Source organism: Sutterella parvirubra YIT 11816, assembly GCF_000250875.1.
Classification (GTDB): Bacteria; Pseudomonadota; Gammaproteobacteria; order Burkholderiales; family Burkholderiaceae_F; genus Sutterella; species Sutterella parvirubra.
Map to the genome: position 1 here is coordinate 1 of NZ_JH604880.1, position 4,793 is coordinate 4,793.

A 4,793-nucleotide genomic window follows, 5' to 3' on the forward strand; every position below is an offset into this window, starting at 1 on the left:
CCTTCCCGGGCTTCAACGGAATCACGCGCTGGTTCGTGCTCCCGTACCAGCAGCCCTTCTCCATCACCTTTTTGGACTGCACGAAGGGGCCGTCCACCACGACGTCGGCGAGCTTGAGCAAAGGCGACTCCGACACCTTCTCGTAGCGGCGCCCGGTCCAGACCCACACGGTCTTCTTGTCGCCGAACTTCGCGCGCACGGCTTCAACCAACTTCGTCAACTCCGGTTCGTTCTCGGGCTCCAACGGGTCACCCCCGAGGAGCGAGAGCCCCTCGATGTACGGGTCCTCGAGCGCTTTGAGGATCCGCTCCTCCACCTTCGCCGTGTAGGGCTTCCCGGCGTCGAACGCCCAGCTCTCGGGGTTGAAGCACCCGGGGCACTTGAGGCGGCAGCCCGAGACGAAGAGCGAAACGCGCACGCCAGGCCCGTTGGCCGTGTCGCACGTGGAAAGACCGATGTAGTTCATGGTTCGAAGCAGGAATGGAGCGGTTGATGGGGTCGGTTCGGACTGGAAGAGATCGGGCCCGGCTCGCGGCCCGCCCAACTTTTCAAGTCTGACGCAAAAACGAATTCGGCGCCCGGCCCGAGACGGTTTCCGGTCTCGGGCGGGGCGCCGCGTCCGGGCGCCGCGCAGTCGCCTTACATGCTCTTGCGGGCGCGGATCTCGGCGACCTTGCCGCTGTTCATGCGGGAGACGCCGTTGACGTTCGAGTACCCGAGGTAGCCGCAGACGCGCGAGATGACGGAGATGTTCCGGCTCCCGCACTTCGGGCAGTGGTCGAGCACGTTCGTGCTGTGCTCGCCGCACTCGTTGCAGTACGCGCTGTCGAAGTTGACGCCCTGGTAGAAGCCCTTCTCCATCCCGCGGCGGATGATGCCTTCGACGGCCGCCAGGTTTTCGGGGTTGTCCAGACGCACGTACTGGATGTGGCCGCCTTCGCAGAGGTGGAAGTCGCGGAACTCGCGGTCCTGCTTTTCAAAGGGCGAGATTTCTTCCGTGACGTTCACGTGGAAGGAGTTCGTGAAGTACTCGGGGCTGTAGTGCTCGGTGTGCGCGAACACGTTGTCGATCCCACGCTCTTCGCAGAAGCGCGCGTACTGCTTCGCCTGCGTGGCGCAGAGGCTCTCGGCCGGCGTCCCGTAGATTGCGTAGAGGTTGTGGTCCTCGGCCTTGAATTCGGCGAGACGCTTCTGGAGGTACTTCAAGACGCTCGCGGAGAATTCGCCGCCCTCTTCGAGGAGACGTTCGCCCGTCCAGAGGTACGTGGCTTCATCCAACGCCGTGATGCCGAACGACGCCGTCATGTAGCGCACCAGGTCGCCCACTTCCGCATCCGGATCCTTCGTGCCTTCGTAGAGGCCGCCCTGCGTGAAGGCGAGCGGATTGCTCGAGCACTTCTGGTGGCGGATGATGTCGTAGCGCTTCTTGAAGAAGTCGCGGATCACCTGGAGGCGCTCGTCCAGCATCGTCCAGAACTGTTCGCGCCAGTCGTTCGGGTGCTCCAGCTGCGCCAGGCGGATGATGATGGGGAGGTTCAAGGACACCGCACCGATGTTGCAGCGCCCGACCGTGACGGCCTGACCCTCTTCGTTCTTCCAGAGCGAGAGGAACGCGCGGCAGCCCATCGGCGACGTGATGACGCCGTAGCGCTGGTAGATTTCCGAGACGCTCCCGCTCTTCGACGAAAGCGACAGATAGTCCGGGTACATGCATTCGCTCGAGGTCTTCGCGGCGTCTTCGAAGAGGCGCTTCGAGGGTTCGTCGGCCGAAACCTGCGCTTCGTCGTAGAGGTACACGAGCTTCGGGAAAACGACGGGCTTGTGATCCGACCCGTGGCCTTCGCGGCGCACTTTGAGCATGATGCGGGAGATGGTCGAGAGCCACTCACGCTCTTCGGCCGTATAGGCGTCGACCTTCCACTGACCGAACGTGATCGTCGTGAAGGCGAAGTCGCCGCGGCTGCAGGGAACCGTGTTGAGCTTCAATTCGAGCGACTGGAAGCCCTGTTCGAGCTCGCGCACGACGTCGTGGTGCGCGGTCTTCTGCACCAATTCTTCAGGCAAGCCCAGTCCGCGGTACTTCGCGAGCGCCGCGGCTTCGCTCTTGAGCACATAGGGAAGGAGCACCTTGTCGAGTTCGGGGAGCGTAAAGCCGCCGAACTGCTGGGCGGTGGCCACGAGCGTGATGTCGCCCACGACCTGAAGCGCGGAGAGGACCGTCTTCGGTTCGCTGTACTCGACGTTGCTCATCTCGAAGCCGTTTTTGAGCACCCCGCCGATGTCGAAGAGGCAGCAGTTGATGCAGCCCAGGATCATGTCGCGGAGGTCATGGATGTAGATGTCGCCGCGCTCGATGAGGCTCTTTTCCTTCTTCGAGAGGTAGAACTGCTTGTAGAGGCTCTTCGTCAGGTAGCCCTTGATGAGCGAGCCCTTCGTCGAGACCAAGGAGCTGTCGTAGTTCGCGTTTTCGCGGTCGCCGAGGCGCAGGACGTCGTCCGCGTCCTGGCGGAGCTGTTCAAACGTCTTCGCGTACGTCGTCTTGTAGTAGCGGTATTCGGCGTAGGCTTCGGCGACTTCCTTGAACTGGAAGAAGGCGAGCGCGGCGATCACGAGTTCGTGAAGCTCCGAGACGCTCACTTCCGTGCGGCGCGCGAGGCGGTTCTTCACTTCCTGCGCGATCTCGTTCATCGTCTCGGCGGGAATCTTCTTGTCGCAACGGAAGGCGGCCTTCTCGATCGCGGAGACGATCTTCTCCGGGTGGAAGTCTTCGGTCGAATTGTCTTTCTTGATCACTACGAGCATCGTGCACCTCTAAGGCTTCAGGGGGGCTTCGGCTCGGAGGACGTCCGGGGAGATCTGGGCTCAACCCGGCCCCGCACCCGTCCGCGCATCCGCGGGGGCGCCGTCATCCGCGCCGAAAAAGTTTTTGAAGTCTATCGGATGGGCGCTCGAAACCGCCCCCGCAAAACACCCTAAACACGGGATGCCCTCCGCCTTGACTTTTGGGATTTCGTTCTTCCGCCACCACAACCCCTAGTAATTTCGGGGCTTCTCGGACACCACCCGTCGTAGGTCGTTGATTTTCCTTGGATTTGATTTCCGGAGAACCGGAGGGGTCCCCGGGACCCTTCGGGAAGGATCCCCGGACTGTCAGCGCCTTCTGAGGTTTTCTCTTCCTTCGCCGGTACCCGACCCCACCCCCTCCGGCCGTCAAAAGAATACGATAGTATTTTTCAATCATTGATCGGGCACATCGGGGTATGTGCTATCGGTGGTATGTTTGCGGCCCCAAACACCCCATATACGGGGTCTCATGATGCTTGGCTGCGACGCCGGTGGGGTTTCCGATGGTTTTCCACTTTATCTTGTGGCGGCGTCTTCGGGAACACAAAATGCTGGAAGACGCAGGTACCCGACGGGACTGCTTGGGTTTGACAACGCGCCCGCGCGGTGCGCAAAGCCCCGGTCCGGCGTAGAAGCGGCCGGAGAGGCCGTCGGCGGACGGACGGAGGGCCGAAGAACGCGCGGGCGGTACCGGGGAGGCCCGCCGGGACGGCGACGCCCCATCCGTTGCCGGATGAGGCGTCGAGGCTCAGCAGACTGAGCGGATGGGGTCGGCCGGGCCGGGACCCACTACCGGTGGTACTCCGGCGTCCCGGCAGCGCGGTCGCCCTCAGGCCGACCGCGACCGACCGCGAAGACGGTTGGAAAGGATGAAGATCAGTCCTTCCAGACTTCGTCCGCGATCTCGCGCACGAGGCGGACCTTCGCCCACTCTTCGTCTTCCGTCATGAGGTTGCCCTCTTCGGTCGAGGAGAAGCCGCACTGAGGCGAGAGGCAGAGCTGCGCGAGCGGCACGTACTTCGTCGCCTCCTCGATGCGGGCCTTCACGGCCGCCTTGTCTTCGAGCTCAGGGAACTTCGACGTGATGAGCCCCAGGACGACCGTCTGATCCTTGATGAAGCGGAGCGGCTCAAAGGTCCCGGCGCGCTCGGAGTCGTACTCGAGGAAGAAGCCGTCCACCGCGCAGCCGCCGAAGAGCGTTTCGGCGACGGGTTCGTACCCGCCGGACGAAAACCAGGTCGAGCGGAAGTTCCCGCGGCAGATGTGCATCGTCACGGTCATGTCGGCGGGCTTTTTGGCCAGCACCTTGTTGATGCACTCGACGTACTTCTTCCCGACCGCATCGACGTCGATCCCGCGGGCGGCGTAGGCGGCGCGCTTCTCTGCCGAGCAGAATTCGCCCCAGCTCGTGTCGTCCAGCTGGAGGTAGCGGCAGCCGCGCTTGTAAAGCGCCAGGAGCGCGTCGCCCCAGGCTTCGGCCATGTCGTCGAAGAAGGCCTGCGGGTCCGCGGCGTAGCGCTCCGTCGGCTTGTAGTTCTCTTCGCGCACCGCGCAGATGAGGTGGAGCATCGACGGGGACGGGATCGTGAACTTGATCGGCGTGCCGGGGGCGACTTCGTCGACGATCGCTTTGAGGCGGTCGTAGGCTTCGAGGAACGGATGGTCTTCGGGGAAGCCGATTTTGCCTTCCACCACGACCGTCTCGGCCTTCGGCTGATGGCCTTCGAAGTGCACGGACCAGGCTTTGGCCGACACGTGGCGGATGCCGGAGAGGCCGGCCAAAAAGTCGAGGTGCCAGAACGCGCGGCGGAATTCGCCGTCGGTGACGGCGGTGAGGCCGTTGTCGAGCTCCTTCTTCACGAGCGTGCGGATCGCGTCGTCCTCGACGCGCGTGAGCTCTTCGCGGGTGATCTCGCCCGCTTCGAACTTGCGGCGGGCGGCGTGGACTT

3 protein-coding genes are annotated in these 4,793 nt (G+C 63.3%); all 3 read right to left on the reverse strand.

Annotation, left to right across the window (positions count from 1 at the left end; all coding sequences use genetic code 11):
• Positions 1–466 (reverse strand): anaerobic ribonucleoside-triphosphate reductase activating protein (gene nrdG, locus HMPREF9440_RS01915; protein ID WP_008540957.1); only part of this gene is annotated, 466 nt, incomplete at its 3' end.
• 173 nt (positions 467–639) lie between these two features.
• Positions 640–2,802 (reverse strand): anaerobic ribonucleoside-triphosphate reductase, encoded by a 2,163-nt coding sequence (nrdD, locus tag HMPREF9440_RS01920; RefSeq protein WP_008540958.1) that lies wholly within the window; start codon positions 2,800–2,802, stop codon positions 640–642.
• A gap of 918 nt (positions 2,803–3,720) precedes the next feature.
• Positions 3,721–4,793: 5-methyltetrahydropteroyltriglutamate--homocysteine S-methyltransferase (locus HMPREF9440_RS01925; protein WP_008540961.1), on the reverse strand; the 1,073-nt coding region annotated here is incomplete at its 5' end.

Bases quoted from the DNA above. Each gene is read 5' to 3' on its own strand.
- nrdD (WP_008540958.1), bottom strand. From the start codon at position 2,802: ATGCTCGTAGTGATCAAGAAAGACAATTCGACCGAAGACTTCCACCCG.